The 15,263-nt window shown below is 67.4% G+C and carries 11 protein-coding genes; 10 read left to right on the plus strand and 1 reads right to left on the minus strand.

The annotated features are described in order from the left end of the window. Positions 1-20 precede the first annotated feature (20 nt). The 7 genes from AC0QTQ_RS06370 to AC0QTQ_RS06400 all read left to right on the plus strand — a co-directional run bounded on the left by AC0QTQ_RS06370 (position 21) and on the right by AC0QTQ_RS06400 (position 8,046). Positions 21-1,271 carry a sarcosine oxidase subunit beta family protein gene (locus AC0QTQ_RS06370; RefSeq protein ID WP_480258761.1) on the plus strand — a complete coding sequence of 417 codons (1,251 nt, stop codon included), beginning with the start codon at positions 21-23 and terminating at the stop codon, positions 1,269-1,271. Between the two features lie 23 nt (positions 1,272-1,294). Beyond that, positions 1,295-1,585, plus strand: a complete 291-nt coding sequence (locus AC0QTQ_RS06375; protein WP_128149989.1) for a sarcosine oxidase subunit delta — start codon at positions 1,295-1,297, stop codon at positions 1,583-1,585. Continuing rightward, complete coding sequence (locus tag AC0QTQ_RS06380) at positions 1,582-4,515, plus strand: sarcosine oxidase subunit alpha family protein (RefSeq protein WP_480258762.1); 2,934 nt, start codon at positions 1,582-1,584, stop codon at positions 4,513-4,515. Before AC0QTQ_RS06375 ends, AC0QTQ_RS06380 begins: the two co-directional genes overlap by 4 nt. Next, positions 4,508-5,074: a sarcosine oxidase subunit gamma gene (locus AC0QTQ_RS06385; RefSeq protein WP_480258763.1), complete on the plus strand. Its 567-nt coding sequence runs from the start codon at positions 4,508-4,510 to the stop codon at positions 5,072-5,074. The genes AC0QTQ_RS06380 and AC0QTQ_RS06385 overlap by 8 nt, the downstream gene beginning before the upstream one ends. Beyond that, a complete protein-coding gene (gene folD / locus AC0QTQ_RS06390) occupies positions 5,071-5,961 on the plus strand; it encodes a bifunctional methylenetetrahydrofolate dehydrogenase/methenyltetrahydrofolate cyclohydrolase FolD (RefSeq protein ID WP_480258367.1) in 891 nt (296 codons plus the stop codon). Before AC0QTQ_RS06385 ends, folD begins: the two co-directional genes overlap by 4 nt. A gap of 80 nt (positions 5,962-6,041) precedes the next feature. Next, positions 6,042-6,926, plus strand: a complete 885-nt coding sequence (purU, locus tag AC0QTQ_RS06395; protein ID WP_480258764.1) for a formyltetrahydrofolate deformylase — start codon at positions 6,042-6,044, stop codon at positions 6,924-6,926. A gap of 394 nt (positions 6,927-7,320) precedes the next feature. Continuing rightward, on the plus strand, positions 7,321-8,046 hold the full coding sequence (locus AC0QTQ_RS06400; RefSeq protein ID WP_113900136.1) for a FadR/GntR family transcriptional regulator: 726 nt from the start codon (positions 7,321-7,323) through the stop codon (positions 8,044-8,046). Here AC0QTQ_RS06400 and AC0QTQ_RS06405 read toward each other — a convergent pair. Next, positions 8,003-9,322 carry an ABC transporter substrate-binding protein gene (locus tag AC0QTQ_RS06405; RefSeq protein ID WP_480258765.1) on the minus strand — a complete coding sequence of 440 codons (1,320 nt, stop codon included), beginning with the start codon at positions 9,320-9,322 and terminating at the stop codon, positions 8,003-8,005. The genes AC0QTQ_RS06400 and AC0QTQ_RS06405 overlap by 44 nt on opposite strands. Positions 9,323-9,494: 172 nt before the next feature. Between AC0QTQ_RS06405 and AC0QTQ_RS06410 the strand changes: the two genes are divergently transcribed. The 3 genes from AC0QTQ_RS06410 to AC0QTQ_RS06420 all read left to right on the plus strand — a co-directional run bounded on the left by AC0QTQ_RS06410 (position 9,495) and on the right by AC0QTQ_RS06420 (position 15,219). Further along, positions 9,495-10,838, plus strand: coding sequence for an NAD(P)-binding domain-containing protein (locus tag AC0QTQ_RS06410; RefSeq protein ID WP_480258766.1), 1,344 nt, complete (start codon positions 9,495-9,497; stop codon positions 10,836-10,838). Between the two features lie 88 nt (positions 10,839-10,926). After that, positions 10,927-13,299 (plus strand): trimethylamine N-oxide demethylase, encoded by a 2,373-nt coding sequence (locus AC0QTQ_RS06415; protein ID WP_480258767.1) that lies wholly within the window; start codon positions 10,927-10,929, stop codon positions 13,297-13,299. Positions 13,300-13,422: 123 nt separating this feature from the next. Further along, the gene (locus tag AC0QTQ_RS06420) at positions 13,423-15,219 is read left to right on the plus strand and encodes a trimethylamine N-oxide permease (RefSeq protein ID WP_480258768.1); all 1,797 of its coding nucleotides are present in this window, start codon (positions 13,423-13,425) and stop codon (positions 15,217-15,219) included. The last annotated feature ends 44 nt before the right edge of the window (positions 15,220-15,263 follow it).

Below are 15,263 nucleotides of genomic sequence, written 5' to 3' on the forward strand. Positions count from 1 at the left end.
CCTCTACTCGGATGAACACAATGCGCTTTTCCGGCTTTCGCGTCCTCAAAGAGGCCCTGACCGGCCACCACGGGTGGAAACCCCTGTGGCGCAACCCCGAGCCGCAGCCCGCCTATGACTATGTCATCGTCGGTGGCGGTGGTGGCGGGCTCTCGACCGCCTATCACCTTGCGAAAGTGTTCAAGGGCAAGCGCATCGCGGTGCTGGAGAAGGGCTGGCTCGGCTCGGGCAACATCGGGCGCAACACCACGATCATCCGCTCGAACTATCTGCTGCCGGGCAACGAGCCGTTCTACGAATTCTCCATGAAGCTCTGGGAGAATATGGAGCAGGAGTTCAACTTCAACGCGATGGTGAGCCAGCGCGGGATCCTGAACCTGATCCATACCGACGGCCAGCGCGACGCCTATCGGCGGCGCGGCAATGCGATGCTGCTTGCCGGCGCCGATGCCGAACTGCTCGACCGCGAGGGCGTGCGGGCGATGTATCCCTGGCTCAACTTCGACAATGCGCGCTTCCCGATCAAGGGCGGCCTGCTGCAGCGCCGCGCGGGGACGGCGCGCCATGACGGTGTCGCCTGGGGCTATGCGCGCGGCGCCGATCTTCTCGGCGTCGACATCATCCAGAATTGCGAGGTCACCGGCTTCCGCATCGAGGCCGGCAAGGTTCTGGGCGTGGAAACCTCCCGCGGCTATATCGGCGCGAAAAAGGTCGGCGTGGCCGTGGCGGGGTCCTCGAGCCGCGTCATGCAGATGGCGGGCCTGCGCCTGCCGATCGAAAGCCACGTCCTGCAGGCCTTCGTGAGCGAGGGGCTGAAGCCCGTCGTCGACGGCGTCATCACCTTCGGCGCGGGGCATTTCTACGTCAGCCAGTCGGACAAGGGCGGGCTCGTCTTCGGTGGCGACATCGACGGCTACAACTCCTATGCGCAGCGCGGCAACCTGCCGGTGATCGAGGAGGTGGCCGAGGGCGGCCTTGCGTTGATGCCTGCGATCGGGCGCGCGCGGCTTCTGCGCGTCTGGGGCGGCATCATGGACATGTCGATGGACGGCTCGCCGATCATCGACCGCACTCCGGTGGACGGGCTCTATTTCAACGGCGGCTGGTGCTATGGCGGCTTCAAGGCGACGCCGGCAAGCGGGTATTGCTTCGCGCATCTGCTCGCCACCGACCGCCCGCACGAGACCGCGCGCTTCATGCGCCTCAACCGGTTCGAGCGCGGCTACGTGATCGACGAAAAGGGCATGGGCGCCCAGCCCAACCTGCACTGACCTCCGGATATCAAGGCAAGATCATGCTGATCCCCCATCCCCTCCTTGGCCCCCGCGACGCGCAGGAGTTCACCTATCTCGGCGATGCGTCGCTTCTGAACCGCCCCGACGGCATGGCAGAGGGCGCGCTCGATGCCTTCAACCGCCATGTCTATCTGCGCGACAACCCCGCCGGCGTGCACCGCGAGCTGTGGTTCCACGAACAGGGCGACCGCAGCTGGCTGGTCGTCACCCGCAACACGCTGACCCATGAAATCCTCGGCGCGGAACTCGCCCGCGACGTGGCGCTCGCACAGAAGGGAGGGGCGAAATGACCCGTCTTTCCGGTGGTCTGATCGACCGCTCCGAACGCCTGAGCTTCACCTTCGACGGCAAGTCCTTCACCGGCCATCCGGGCGACACGCTGGCCTCGGCGCTGCTTGCGAATGACGTGCGGCTGATCGGGCGCAGCTTCAAGTATCACCGCCCGCGCGGCGTCGTCGCGGCAGGCTCGGAGGAGCCGAACGCGCTCGTCGAGCTGCGCTCGGGCGCGCGGCAGGAGCCGAACACCCGCGCCACCATGGCCGAGCTTTACGACGGGCTTGTGGCGAACAGCCAGAACCGTGTGGGCTCGCTCGAGCGCGACTTCCTCGCGGTGAACGACCTGCTGTCGCCCTTCTTCGCGGCGGGCTTCTACTACAAGACCTTCATGTGGCCGAAGGCGTTCTGGGAAAAGCTCTACGAGCCGATGATCCGTCGCGCGGCGGGGCTGGGCAGCCTGTCGATGCTGCCGGACCCCGACAGCTACGACAAGGGTTTCCTGCATTGCGACCTGCTGGTGATCGGCGCCGGCGCCGCGGGCTTGACCGCCGCGCTGACCGCCGCGCGGGCCGGGGCGAAGGTGATCCTGGCCGACGAGGACTTCCGCCTTGGCGGGCGGCTGATGGCGGAAACCCACACGCTCGACGATGCCGCCGCGATGGATTGGGTGGCCTCGGTCGAGGCCGAATTCGGCGCGCTGCCAAACCTGCGCGTGATGCGCCGCACCACCGTCTTCGGCGCCTTCGATCACGGCATCTTCGGCGCGGTCGAGCGGGTGTCGGACCATCTCGCCACGCCGGGGACCGCGGTGCGCCAGACGCTGTGGCGGATCACCGCGACGCGCACCGTGCTTGCCGCCGGTGCGACCGAGCGGCACATCCCCTTCGCCAACAACGACCGGCCGGGGATCATGCTGGCGGGCGCGATGCGCGCCTATGCGAACCGCTGGGCGGTGTCGCCCGCGCAGACCGTGGCGATCTTCACCAGCGGAGACGACGGCCACCGCACCGCGCTGGATCTGAGCGCGAAAGGCGTCACCATCGCCGGCGTGATCGACACCCGCGCCGATGCGAAGGCGCTTGGCAAATACCCGCTTTTCGCCGGCGCCGTGGTCAGCGACGCGAAGGGGCGGCTTGGGCTCGAGCGGATCGCCGTCACCCGCGAGGGGCAGACGAGCTGGCTCGAGGTTGGTGCGCTCGGCGTCGCCGGCGGCTGGAACCCGAATGTGCATCTCGCCTCGCATCACCGTGGCCGGCCGCTCTGGGACGACGCGGCTCAGGCCTTCCTGCCCGAACCGGGCGCGGTGCCGGGCCTTGTCGCTGCAGGCGCTGCCGCGGGGCAGGGCACGACTGCCGCTGCGCTTGCCTCGGGCGCCGCGGTGGCACAGGCGGCACTCGCCGAGCTGGGCATCACCGCAAGCCTGCCCGTTCTGCCGCGTGCCGAGGATGCGCCGCAGCGCCAGGCCGCCTTCTGGCATGTGCCGGGCAAGGGCCGCGCCTGGGTCGATTTCCAGAACGATGTCACCGTCAAGGACATCAAGCTGGCCCATCAGGAGAACATGCGTCCCGTCGAGCATCTGAAACGCTGGACGACGCTGGGCATGGCGACCGATCAGGGCAAGACCGCCAACGTCACCGCGCTTGCCGTGATGGCGGAGCTGACCGGCAAGACGATCGCCCAGACCGGCACCACGATCTTCCGCCCGCCCTATACCGGCGTTGCGCTCTCGACGCTGGGCAATGGCGACACCGGCACCCATTTCCGCCCGCGCCGCCTGACGCCCACCCATGAATGGGCGAGCGCGCAGGGTGCCGTCTTCGTCGAGGTCGGCCAGTGGATGCGCGCACAGTATTTCCCCCGCAAGGGCGAGAAAACCTGGCGCGAGACCGTCGATCGCGAGGTGCTCGCCACCCGCGCGGGCGTCGGGCTGTGCGACGTCACCACGCTTGGCAAGGTCGATGTGCAGGGCGCCGACGCGGGCGAGTTCCTGAACCGCGTCTATGCCAATGCGATGGCCTCGCTGAAGGTCGGCATGGTGCGCTATGGCCTGATGCTGCGCGAGGACGGCCACGCCTATGACGACGGCACCTGCGCGCGGCTCGGCGAGGATCACTACGTCGTCACCACGACGACGGCGCAGGCCGGCCCCGTCTATCGCCACATGGAGTTCTGCCGCCAGTGCCTCTGGCCCGAGCTCGACGTGCAGCTGATTTCGACGACCGACGCCTGGGCACAGATCTCGGTCGCCGGCCCCCATGCGCGCAAGCTGCTCGAACGGGTGGTGGACGGGTTCGACCTCTCGAACGACGCCTTCCCCTTCATGGCCTGTTCGGAACTCACCGTCTGCGGCGGGCTGCGGGCGCGGCTCTTCCGGATCTCGTTCTCGGGCGAACTCGCCTATGAAATCGCGGTGCCGGCGCGCTATGGCAATGCGCTGATGGCGCGGATGATCGAGCTCGGCGCCGATCTCGGCGCCACCCCCTACGGCACCGAGGCCTTGGGCGTCTTGCGCATCGAGAAGGGCCATGCCGCGGGCAATGAGCTGAACGGCCAGACCACGGCGCAGATGCTCGGCATGGGCAAGATGGTGTCCACGAAGAAGGACGCGATCGGCGCGGTGATGAGCCGCCGCGAGGGGCTGCTTGCGGAAACCCGCGTCCTCGTCGGGCTGCAACCGGTCGATCCGACGCAGCCGGTCACCGCCGGTTCGCATCTCTTCGCGCAAGGGGCCGAGCAGAAGACCGAGACCGATCAGGGCTGGATCACCTCCGCCTGCTACTCGCCGCATGTCGGCTCGATGATCGGGCTTGGCTTCCTGACGGGGGGCGCCGCCCGCATGGGCGAGGTGATCACCGCCGCCAACCCCTTGCAGAACCAGCAGATCGCGCTGCGCGTGGTCCCGACCCATTTCGTCGATCCCGAAGGAGGACGTCTCCGTGACTGACCTGTCCCCGATCCCTGCGCTCGGCGGTTCGACCGCGCGCCTCACCAAGATCGGCGCGCTCACGCTCGCCGAGAACGCGGGCCTCGGCCTTGCCTCGCTCGCGCTGCGGCGCGGCGGCGCGCAGCCGGTGCCGATGGGCCTTGCGCTGCCCGGCCCCGGGCTGTGGCACGCGGGCAACGGCATCGCCGCCTTCTGGACCGGCCCCGGGCAATGGATGCTCGAGGGCGAGGACCGCGCCGAGGAGGATTTCGCCCGCACGGTGAAGCTTGCCGCGCCCGACTGCTCGGTGACCGAGCAGACCGACGGTTTCGTCGCGCTCGAGGTGGTCTCCGCGGCCGGTGCCGCACCGATCGAGCGGCTGTGCGAGAAGCTGGTGAACGTCGATCTGGGCCGCTTCGGCCCGGGCTCGGCGACCCGCACGGGCCTGCATCACATGACGGTCTTCGTGATCCGCCGGGCCGAGGACCGGCTGGCGATCCTCGGCATGCGCTCGCTTGCGGGCTCGCTCTGGCATGCGGTGGAAGGCGCCGCGCAGCATCTGGAAGGGGCCGCGACATGACCGCGACGATCATCGACGGGAAGGCCTTTGCGGCCAAGGTGCGGGCGCAGGTCGCCGGGCATGTGGCGCGGCTGAAGGAAGAGCAGGGGATCACCCCGGGCCTCGCCGTGGTGCTGGTGGGCGAGGACCCGGCCTCCGAGGTCTATGTCCGCAACAAGGGCAAGCAGACCGTCGAGGTCGGGATGAACTCCTATGAGCACAAGCTCTCCGCCGAGACCACCGAGGCCGAGCTGCTGGCGCTGATCGCGCGGCTCAATGCCGATCCGGCGGTGCACGGGATCCTGGTGCAGCTGCCGCTGCCGAAACATCTCGACAGCGATCTTGTCATCAACGCCATCGATCCGGCGAAGGACGTCGACGGCTTCCACATCTCGAATGTCGGGCTGCTGGGCACCGGGCAGAAGGCGATGGTGCCTTGCACGCCGCTCGGCTGCCTGATGATGCTGCGCGACCATCTGGGCGCGCTGAGCGGCCTCGATGCCGTGGTCGTGGGCCGCTCGAACATCGTCGGCAAGCCGATGGCGCAGCTGCTTCTGGGCGACAGCTGCACGGTGACGATCGCGCACAGCCGCACGAAGGATCTGGGCGCGGTCTGCCGGCGCGCGGATATCCTGGTGGCGGCCGTCGGACGTCCCGAGATGATCCCCGGCGATTGGGTGAAGCCGGGCGCGACGGTGATCGACGTCGGCATCAACCGCATCGAGCGCGACGGCAAGACGAAGCTGGTGGGCGATGTCGATTTCGCGAGCGCCGTCGAGGTCGCCGGTGCGATCACCCCGGTGCCGGGCGGCGTCGGGCCGATGACCATCGCCTGTCTGCTGGCGAACACGCTCACCGCCTGCTGCCGCGCCAACGGATTGCCCGAGCCCGAGGGGCTCACGGCGTAAAACCCAAGACCATCACCCGCGCTTGGGAGAGCGCGTCCCGGCCCTGGCCGACCCAACACTCATACCGACGGGAGACCGAAATGACCAAATACTGCCTGACCGTGGCCTGCCCCACGACGCGCGGCATCGTCGCCGCGATCGCGACCTATCTCGCCGAGAACGGCTGCAACATCACCGACAGCTCGCAGTTCGACGACACCCAGACCGGCAAGTTCTTCATGCGGGTGAGCTTCGTCTCCGAAGCGGGGCTTGACCTCGCGGCGCTCGAGACCGGCTTCGGCCCGACCGCCAAGACCTTCGACATGGTGGCGAAATTCCATGACGAGGCGGAGAAGATGAAGGTCATCATCATGGTCTCGCGCTTCGGCCATTGCCTGAACGACCTGCTCTATCGCTGGCGCATCGGCGCGCTGCCGATCGACATCGTGGCGGTGATCTCGAACCACATGGATTACCAGAAGGTGGTGGTGAACCACGACATCCCCTTCCACTGCATCAAGGTGACGAAGGAGAACAAGGCCGCCGCCGAGGCCGAGCAGATGCGCATCGTGCACGAGACCGGGGCCGAGCTGATCGTCCTCGCGCGCTACATGCAGATCCTGTCGGACCAGATGTGCAAGGAAATGTCGGGCCGGATCATCAACATCCACCACTCGTTCCTGCCGTCGTTCAAGGGCGCAAACCCCTACAAGCAGGCCTATGAGCGCGGCGTGAAGCTGATCGGCGCGACCTCGCATTACGTCACCGCCGACCTCGACGAGGGCCCGATCATCGAACAGGACACGATCCGCGTCACCCATGCGCAATCGCCCGACGATTACGTCTCGCTCGGCCGCGACGTCGAGAGCCAGGTGCTCGCCCGCGCGATCCACGCCCATATCCATCGCCGGGTGTTCATGAACGGCAACAAGACGGTGGTCTTCCCGGCAAGCCCCGGCTCCTACGCGTCTGAACGGATGGGGTGAGCTGCGCTCGGGGCGCGCTCGCGCGCCCCGATGAAACGCTCCGGTGGAGCGTTTCAAGCGGCGAACGCCCGGAGCGCAAGCGAGGGCCGGGTGCCATTGGCGAACGCCGGGCAAGCAACCGGCCCTTCCCCGCTTCCAATTGCCCCAAATATCCCGGGGGTGAATGGCCGCAGGCCAGAGGGGGCAGCGCCCCCTTTTCCCGGCCCTCGCGAGTGCCCGGCCGGGGCAGGGGGCGCTGCCCCCTCGCGCCCTTGGCGCTCACCCCCGGGATATTTGGGGCAATTGGAAGCGGGAGACAGGAGGCCTGCGAGGCGCGTTTCGCGTCTGGATTTTCCTTGGGCAAAGCGGCTATTCTTTGGCCGTCCCGTGCGGGACTGCTCAAGGGAATTTGCAAGTGCCGCCTTCTTCCGGACGTCTTCTTTCCGCGCCGCAAAGCGAGCCTGTCGTCGGCGCGACGGTGCAATATGTCATCGACACGCTGACGACGCGGATCGTTTCGGGAGAATACGGGGTCGATGAACGTCTGCCCTCCGAACGCGCGCTGGCGCAGGATCTGGGGGTGGCGCGCAACACCGTGCGCGAGGCGCTCGATCAGCTCGAGGAGCGCGGCATGATCCGGCGCCGGGCGGGGTCGGGGTCCTTCGTCACCTGGGACCCCTCGGGCACGCAGGCGGCCGTCTCGACCGTCGCGGCCGAGACCGGGCCGCTGCAATTGCAGGTTGTGCGCGGGATCTTCGAACCCGAGATGGTGCGGCTCGCGATCATCAACATGCCACCGCGCGCGATCGAGGCGCTTGGCGAGACGCTGTCGCAGATGGAGGCGGTGCAGGCCGATGCCGGCGCCTTCGTGCGGCTCGAGGAGGAATTCCACCGCCAGATCGCGGCGGGCACCGGCAACCCCCTGCTGATCGCCTGCTACAATCTGGTGATCGACGCGCGCCGGCAGAGCTTTCGCGGCGCGATGTATCGCCGGCATCTGACGCCCAACCGCATCGCCTCGTATCAGCGCGGCTACAATGCGCTGTTCAATGCCATTGCCGCGCGCGACATCGAGGCGGCGAGCGAATTCATGAAGCTCACGCTGATCGAGGATCAGAAGCTTCTGATGCAGGAAGACTGATCCGGCGGCGCCGCGGCGCGGGGCGCAGGCGCTGGTGCCAGAGCTGGCCGAGCGCGCCGAGGTGCTCGGTGAGGCGCGGCCCGTGTGCCTCGAGCCAGCCGAGCACCGAGCCGAACTCGACGATCTTCGCGCGCCCGCCCTCGATCCGCACCACCGGCCAGTCGCCCACCAGCGCATTGTCGATGCCGAAGATCTCGGCCCCCCACCAGCGCGCCGGGCCGAAGGCGTGCGGCATGATCTGCGAGCGCTTCATCGCGGCGAGCACCGAGACCGGGTCGGTCGTCTCCGCGCTTTCGACGGCGGCGTGCCACAGATCGAGGATCGAGGCATATTCCCAGCTCACCGCCGACCAGCTGCCCGGAAAGCGCGCGCCATAGGCGGCGAAGAAGGCCTCGGGGCGGTGGAAGAAGAAGGCGGTGTCGGCCAGTGCCGGGTCGTCGAAATCGGGGAACTGGAAGGTGTAGCGCGCCATGAAGGCGGCCGAGGTGCGCGCGATCATCCGCGGATAGTCGTCGGCGGTGCAGGCGAGGATCTCGCCGGTGAAGCCCTGGGCGTGGGCCGCCTCGGTCAGGGCATGGATCATCGGTGGCGCCGATGAGCACCAGCACAGCACGTCGGGCTGTTCGGCCAGCATCGCGCGCACGATGCCTTCGGCGTCGGTCTCGGCGGGCGCATAGCGCAGCTCCTTCACCCGGGCGTGGCCCGCGGCCTCGAAGGCGGCGCGATAGACGGCGAGCGAGGGCAGGCCGAGGCTGTCGGTCTGGCTGCACAGGGCGACACGCCGCGCCGCGGGGCGGCTCTTCGCTAGCCACTCGACCCCGGTCACGTTGAACAGCGGATGCACCTCGGCCGGCGCGATCAGATAGGGCGTGTCGGGCGAGAGGTCGGAGGGCAGCAGCGTCGCCACCAGCGCGCGGGTCTTCATCAGCCAGGGCAGGGCGGGGGCGAAGCTGTCGCCGCCAAGGGTCAGGATCAGCCGGCAGTCGAGCCGCTCGACCAGCTCATGGGCGGCGTCGCGGGTCGCCGCGGCGCCCGTTGCACTGTCGCGTGCCACGATCTCGATCGGGTGGCGGCGCCCGCCCACCATCAGCCCGCCGCGCGCGTTCAGCCCCTCGGCCCAGAGCCGGCAGCCGTCGAGCCCCGGCCGGCCCCAGGATTCCTCGGGACCGGAGAGCGGCGTGAGGAAACCGATCCGCACCGGCGCGCGAGTCTTCACGCCGAGTCGGGGCAGGGAACCAGTTACCAGAAGGCGCTGCGCGAGTGTCGGGCTGCTCATAATTTGATCTATAGCCCTTTTTCGGCAGGCTGGAATGCCGAAAAATGCGGTGAAGCAATATTCCGCACAGGAAAATTTGTTGACCCAAAAGATTTTGGTCCGCCTCATTGGTCCATGCCGAAGGAACCAGTTTTGAAATCTGGTCCATACCGGATCGAACAGGGAGACTACCATGACCAAACGCGTTGCCATCATCGGTGCCGGCCCCTCGGGTCTTGCCCAGCTCCGGGCCTTCCAGTCCGCCGCGCAGAAGGGGGCGGAGATCCCCGAGATCGTCTGCTTCGAGAAGCAGGAGACCTGGGGGGGCCTGTGGAACTACAGCTGGCGCACCGGCACCGACAAGAACGGCGAGCCGATCCATGGCTCGATGTATCGCTACCTCTGGACCAACGGTCCGAAGGAGGGGCTGGAATTCGCCGACTATTCCTTCGAGGAACATTTCGGCAAGCAGATCGCTTCCTATCCGCCGCGCGCCGTGATGGTCGATTACATCGAGGGCCGGGTGAACAAGGCCGGCGTGCGCGGCTGGATCCGCTTCAACTCGGTCGTGCGCTGGATCGAGTTCGACGAGGAGGCCGAGGACTTCACCGTCACCGTGCACGACATGGAACGCGACCACGTCTACAAGGAGCGCTTCGACCACGTCATCGTCGCCTCGGGGCACTTCTCCTCGCCGAACGTGCCGGAATATCCGGGCTTCGACCAGTTCTACGGCCGCATCGTGCATGCCCATGACTTCCGCGACGCGCGCGAGTTCGAGGGCCAGGACGTGCTGATCGTCGGCTCCTCCTATTCGGCCGAGGACATCGGCTCGCAATGCTGGAAATACGGCGCGAAAAGCGTCACCTCCTGCTATCGCAGCGCGCCGATGGGCTTCAAATGGCCCGAGAACTGGGAAGAGAAGCAGGGCCTCGTCCGGGTCGAGGGCAAGACCGCCTATTTCAAGGATGGCTCGTCGAAGCATATCGACTCGATCATCCTGTGCACCGGCTACAAGCACTACTTCCCGTTCCTGCCCGACAGCCTGCGGCTGAAGACGGCGAACCGGCTCGCGACCGCCGACCTCTACAAGGGCGTGGTCTATGTCCACAATCCGAAGATGTTCTACCTCGGCATGCAGGACCAGTGGTTCACCTTCAACATGTTCGATGCCCAGGCCTGGTATGTGCGCGACATCATCCTAGGCCGGATCGCGGTGCCCGCCGACAAGCAGACGCTGATCGCCGACGTGGCCGAGCGCGAGGAACGCGAAGAGGCCTCGGACGACGTCAAATACGCGATCAAGTATCAGGGCGATTACGTCAAGGAACTGATCGCCGAGACGGATTATCCGTCCTTCGACGTCGACGGCGCCTGCGAGGCTTTCTTCGAGTGGAAGCACCACAAGGCGGAAAACATCATGACCTTCCGCAACCACGCCTACAAATCGGTGATCACCGGCACGATGGCGCCCACCCACCACACGCCGTGGAAGGACGCCCTCGACGACTCGATGGAAGCCTATCTGGCGAACTGAGCCGTGTCCCCCCTGGGCGGGGGGCCTCGGGCCTCCCGCCTCCTTTTCCTGACGGCCCAGCCTTTTTTCCTGACTGCAAGGACAGACCATGGTGCTTCTGCCCGCTGACACGCTCTTTCGCCCCGGTCCGCCCGTGCCCTCGCGCGCGCGCCGGCCGCAGGCCTTTCGGACCGGCCCGGCCGAGGAGCGTCACGCCGTGCCCGGTCGCGGGGCGCTCGTGCTCGAGATCCGGGCGGGCGACCGGATCGAGGTGATCAATGACGAGGGCGGGCAGCGCGCCGAGCTGCTGGCCGCGCACCCGGACGGGCGGCTCGACTGCGGCCTTCTGGGCTGGGCGGGAGATTGTGCGGCGGAGGGGCTGCGCGAGCTGCTCGCCTCGGGCGAGCCCTCGCTTGCCCGGCTGCGCCGTGCGCTTGAACGCCGCGGCATCGAGGTCAGCACTGCCCGCGCCATCGGGCTTTTCGGCGCCGGATCGCGCGCTGGCGAGGCCGTGGGCTTTACCGCGCAAGGCGAGGGTGTGGTGATCGTCGCCGCGCCGGGCCCGGTGATGGATTTCGAGCGCCAGGACACCGCGACGCCGCTGACGGTCAGGCTCACCCGTGCCACGCCGCGCGCCGCGGGCCGCTTCGCGCTGCCCGATCCGCTCGCCGATCCGCTTCTGGATCTGCGGGTGAAATCGGCCACCGCCGAGGCCTATGTGGTGAAGGCGGGCGAGTTCATCCAGATCCTCGACGTCGACGGTCGCCAATGCACCGATTTCCAGTGCTTCGACGCGCGCAAGCTCGACCGCGGCATCATCAACCCGCTCGACGTCACCACCACCCGCACGCTGATGGGGCACGCCTATCCGAACCCGGGGCTGCACGCGAAATACTATGACCAGGATTTCACCCCGCTGGTCGAGGTGATCCAGGACACCTGCGGCCGCCACGACGCCTTCGCCATGGCCTGTTCGTCGAAATATTACGACGACATCGGCTATCCGGGGCACGCGAACTGCTCGGACAACTTCAACACCGCGCTGGCCGCCCATGGCGTGCCCGCCCGCGCGGGCTGGATGGCGGCGAACTTCTTCTTCAACACCGGGATCGACGCGCATGGCGTGCTGGTCGCCGACGAGCCCTGGTCGCGGCCCGGCGATTACGTGCTGATGCGCGCGCTGACCGATCTTGTCTGCGTCTCCTCGGCCTGCCCGGACGACACCTCCTCGGCCAATGGCTGGGATCTCACCGACATCCATGTGCGCAGCTATGGCGCGGGCGAGCGGTTCTCGCGCGCCTCGGCCTGGCGCGCCACCCCCGACGCGGAGCCGATCATGACGCGTGAAAGCGCCTTCCACGACAGTTTTGCCGCCCTGACCCGCGATTTCGTCGAATATCGCGGCTTCTGGCTGCCGAATGCCTTCCCCGAATGCGATGCGGTCGAAAGCTATTGGGCTGCGCGCGAGGGCGTGGTCGCGATGGACCTGAGCGCGCTGCGCAAGTTCGAGGTGACCGGCCCCGATGCCGAGGCGCTGATGAACTGGGTTCTGACGCGCGACGTGACGAAGCTGGGCCACGGTCAGGTCGTCTATTCGGCGATGTGCTATCCGCATGGCGGCATGATCGACGACGGCACGCTGTTCCGGCTGGGGGCGCAGAACTTCCGCTGGATCGGCGGCTCGGACGAGGGCGGGGTGTGGATGCGCGAGGAGGCGGCGCGGCTTGGCCTCAACGTGATGATCCGCGCCTCGACCGATCAGATGCACAATCTGGCGGTGCAGGGGCCGCGCTCGCGCGAGCTGATGACGGAAATCATCTGGACCGCGCCGCATCAGCCCGCTTTGGCCGATCTGGGCTGGTTCCGCTTCACCGTGGGCCGCATCGGCGGGGCCGAGGGGGTGCCGGTCGTCGTCTCGCGTACCGGCTACACGGGGGAACTGGGGTACGAGATCTTCTGTCATCCGAAGGACGGGAAAACGGTGTTCGACGCGGTCTTCGGTGCCGGCGCCAAGTTCGGCATCAAGCCGATGGGGCTTGCCGGCCTTGACCTGTGCCGGATCGAGGCGGGGCTGGTGTTCGCGGGCTATGACTTTTCCGACCAGACCGACCCGTTCGAGGCCGGCATCGGGTTCACCGTGCCGCTGAAATCGAAAACCGCCGATTTCGTCGGGCGCCAGGCGCTGATCCGGCGCAAGGAAACCCCCGCGCGCAAGTTCGTCGGCCTCGAGATCGAGGGCCAGGACCCGGTCTTTCACGGCGATTGCGTGCGGATCGGGCGGGCGCAGGTGGGCGAGGTCTGCTCGGCCATGCACAGCCCGCGCACCAACCAGTGGATCGCGCTCGCGCGCCTCGACGTCGCCCATGCCGAGCCCGGCACCGCGGTCGAGGTCGGCAAGCTCGATGGCCACCTGAAGCGGATCGCGGCGCGCGTCGCGCCCTTCCCGCATTACGACCCGAAAAAGGAACGTCCGCGCTCGTGAGGGTGTGGCGGGCCGGGTGGGGAGACCCGGCCGAAGGCCCCGGGAAACCGGGTGGGGAGGCAAGAAAACGGGGCGGAAACAGCCCCCTTCCACTCAACAGGGAGTTTGGACGTGGAACAGAACATGGCTTCCGCAGCGCCGATGGCGCGCGGACCGGAGGGAACACCCTCCGCGGGGACGCTCAAGCGTGCCCTTGACTGGAAAGGCGCCTTCTGGGTCGCGGCCGGTGTGCCGCCGCTCGTGCTCTTCTCGATCGGCGGCATCGCCGGCGTCGCGGGCAAGGCCGCCTTCGTCGTCTGGATGGTCTCGATGGTGATGGGCTTCCTGCAAAGCTTCACCTATGCCGAGATGGCCGGCATGTTCGGCAACAAGTCGGGCGGTGCCTCGGTCTATGGCGCGACCGCCTGGCTGCGCTATTCGAAACTGATCGCGCCCTTGTCGGTGTGGTGCAACTGGTTCGCCTGGTCGCCGGTGCTGTCGCTCGGTTGCGCGATCGCGGCGGGCTATATCCTGAACGCGCTCTTCCCGATCCCGCTCGCGGAAAGCCAGCCGGTGCTCGACTGGGTCGCGGCGCATCTGTCGCAATACAGCGCCAGCACGCAGGCGGTCATCGACTACATCGCCGCCAACCCGGGCACCGCCCCCGAGGCCGCGATCCAGGCCGTGGCCTCGGCCGATGGCGTCGCCGCGCTGACGCCCGCCTTCCGCGTCTGGGAAGCCTTCGGCATTCCCGTTCCGGGCCTTGGCACGCTGCATTTCAACTCGACCTTCGTGATCGGCGTCGTGCTGATGCTGATGATCTTCGCGATCCAGCACCGCGGCATCGCCTCGACGGCGAAATCGCAAAAGATCATGGCGGTCGTCGTGCTGATCCCGCTGCTTCTGGCCGGGCTGATGCCGATCCTGACCGGTGCCATCGACTGGATGAACGTCACCTCGATCGTGCCGCCCTCGGCCGCCTATTCCGGCACCGATGGCAGCTGGTCGGTGGGCGGCTGGACGCTGATCCTCGGCGCGCTCTACATCGCGGCCTGGTCGACCTATGGTTTCGAGACCGCGGTCTGCTACACCGCCGAGTTCAAGAACCCTCATCGCGACACCTTCCGGGCGATCTTCTTCTCGGGCCTCCTGTGTGTGGTGTTCTTCTTCATCATCCCCTTCGCCTTCCAGGGCGTGCTGGGGCAGGCGGGGATGCTGGCGCCGGGGATCGTCGACGGCACCGGCGTCGGCGAGGTGCTGGGCCAGATGGTGGGCGCGGGGCCGCTTGTCGCCCATCTCTTCGTGATCCTGATGATCATGGCACTCTTCTTGGCGATCATGACCGCCATGGCCGGGTCGTCGCGCACGCTCTATCAGGGCGCCCGTGACGGCTGGCTGCCGAAATACCTCACCCATGTGAACGATCATGGCGCGCCGACCGGGGCGATGTGGACGGACCTTGTCTTCAACATCTTCCTGCTCGCGCTCGCCTCGGATGCGACGGGCTACTTCTACGTGCTCGCGATCTCGAACGTCGGCTACATCATGTTCAACTTCCTGAACCTGAACGCCGGCTGGATCCACCGCATCGACAGCCCGCACCTGCCGCGTCCGTGGAAGGCGCCGACCATCCTGATCGGCTTCAACACGTTGCTCGCCTTCGTCAACGCGCTCTTCCTCGGCGCCGGTGCCAAGGTCTGGGGCTATTCGAACGCGCTCTGGTCGGGGGTGATCTTCGCCGCGCTGATCCTGCCGGTCTTCGCCTTCCGCCATTATGTGCAGGACAAGGGCCACTTCCCGCGCGAGGCGATGGAAGACCTCGGCCTCACCGATCACGGCGATCTCGGGCCGCGTCGCGCCGGCTTCCTGCCCTATCTCGCGCTGATCGCGGGTGTGGCGGTGGTGCTCTGGGCGAACTGGTTCTTCCAGCTGCCGGCCTGAGCCATGCAATCCCCCGCCGCGACGCTCGCGGCGGGGTCCTTCAA

The organism is Paenirhodobacter sp. YD-8, assembly GCF_056590935.1.

Coding starts and splice junctions, on each gene's coding strand:
- AC0QTQ_RS06370 (WP_480258761.1), top strand. CDS start 21: ATGCGCTTTTCCGGCTTTCGCGTCCTCAAAGAGGCCCTGACCGGCCAC.
- AC0QTQ_RS06375 (WP_128149989.1), top strand. CDS start 1,295: ATGCTGATCCCCCATCCCCTCCTTGGCCCCCGCGACGCGCAGGAGTTC.
- AC0QTQ_RS06380 (WP_480258762.1), top strand. CDS start 1,582: ATGACCCGTCTTTCCGGTGGTCTGATCGACCGCTCCGAACGCCTGAGC.
- folD (WP_480258367.1), top strand. CDS start 5,071: ATGACCGCGACGATCATCGACGGGAAGGCCTTTGCGGCCAAGGTGCGG.
- purU (WP_480258764.1), top strand. CDS start 6,042: ATGACCAAATACTGCCTGACCGTGGCCTGCCCCACGACGCGCGGCATC.
- AC0QTQ_RS06405 (WP_480258765.1), bottom strand. CDS start 9,322: ATGAGCAGCCCGACACTCGCGCAGCGCCTTCTGGTAACTGGTTCCCTG.
- AC0QTQ_RS06410 (WP_480258766.1), top strand. CDS start 9,495: ATGACCAAACGCGTTGCCATCATCGGTGCCGGCCCCTCGGGTCTTGCC.
- AC0QTQ_RS06415 (WP_480258767.1), top strand. CDS start 10,927: ATGGTGCTTCTGCCCGCTGACACGCTCTTTCGCCCCGGTCCGCCCGTG.
- AC0QTQ_RS06420 (WP_480258768.1), top strand. CDS start 13,423: ATGGCTTCCGCAGCGCCGATGGCGCGCGGACCGGAGGGAACACCCTCC.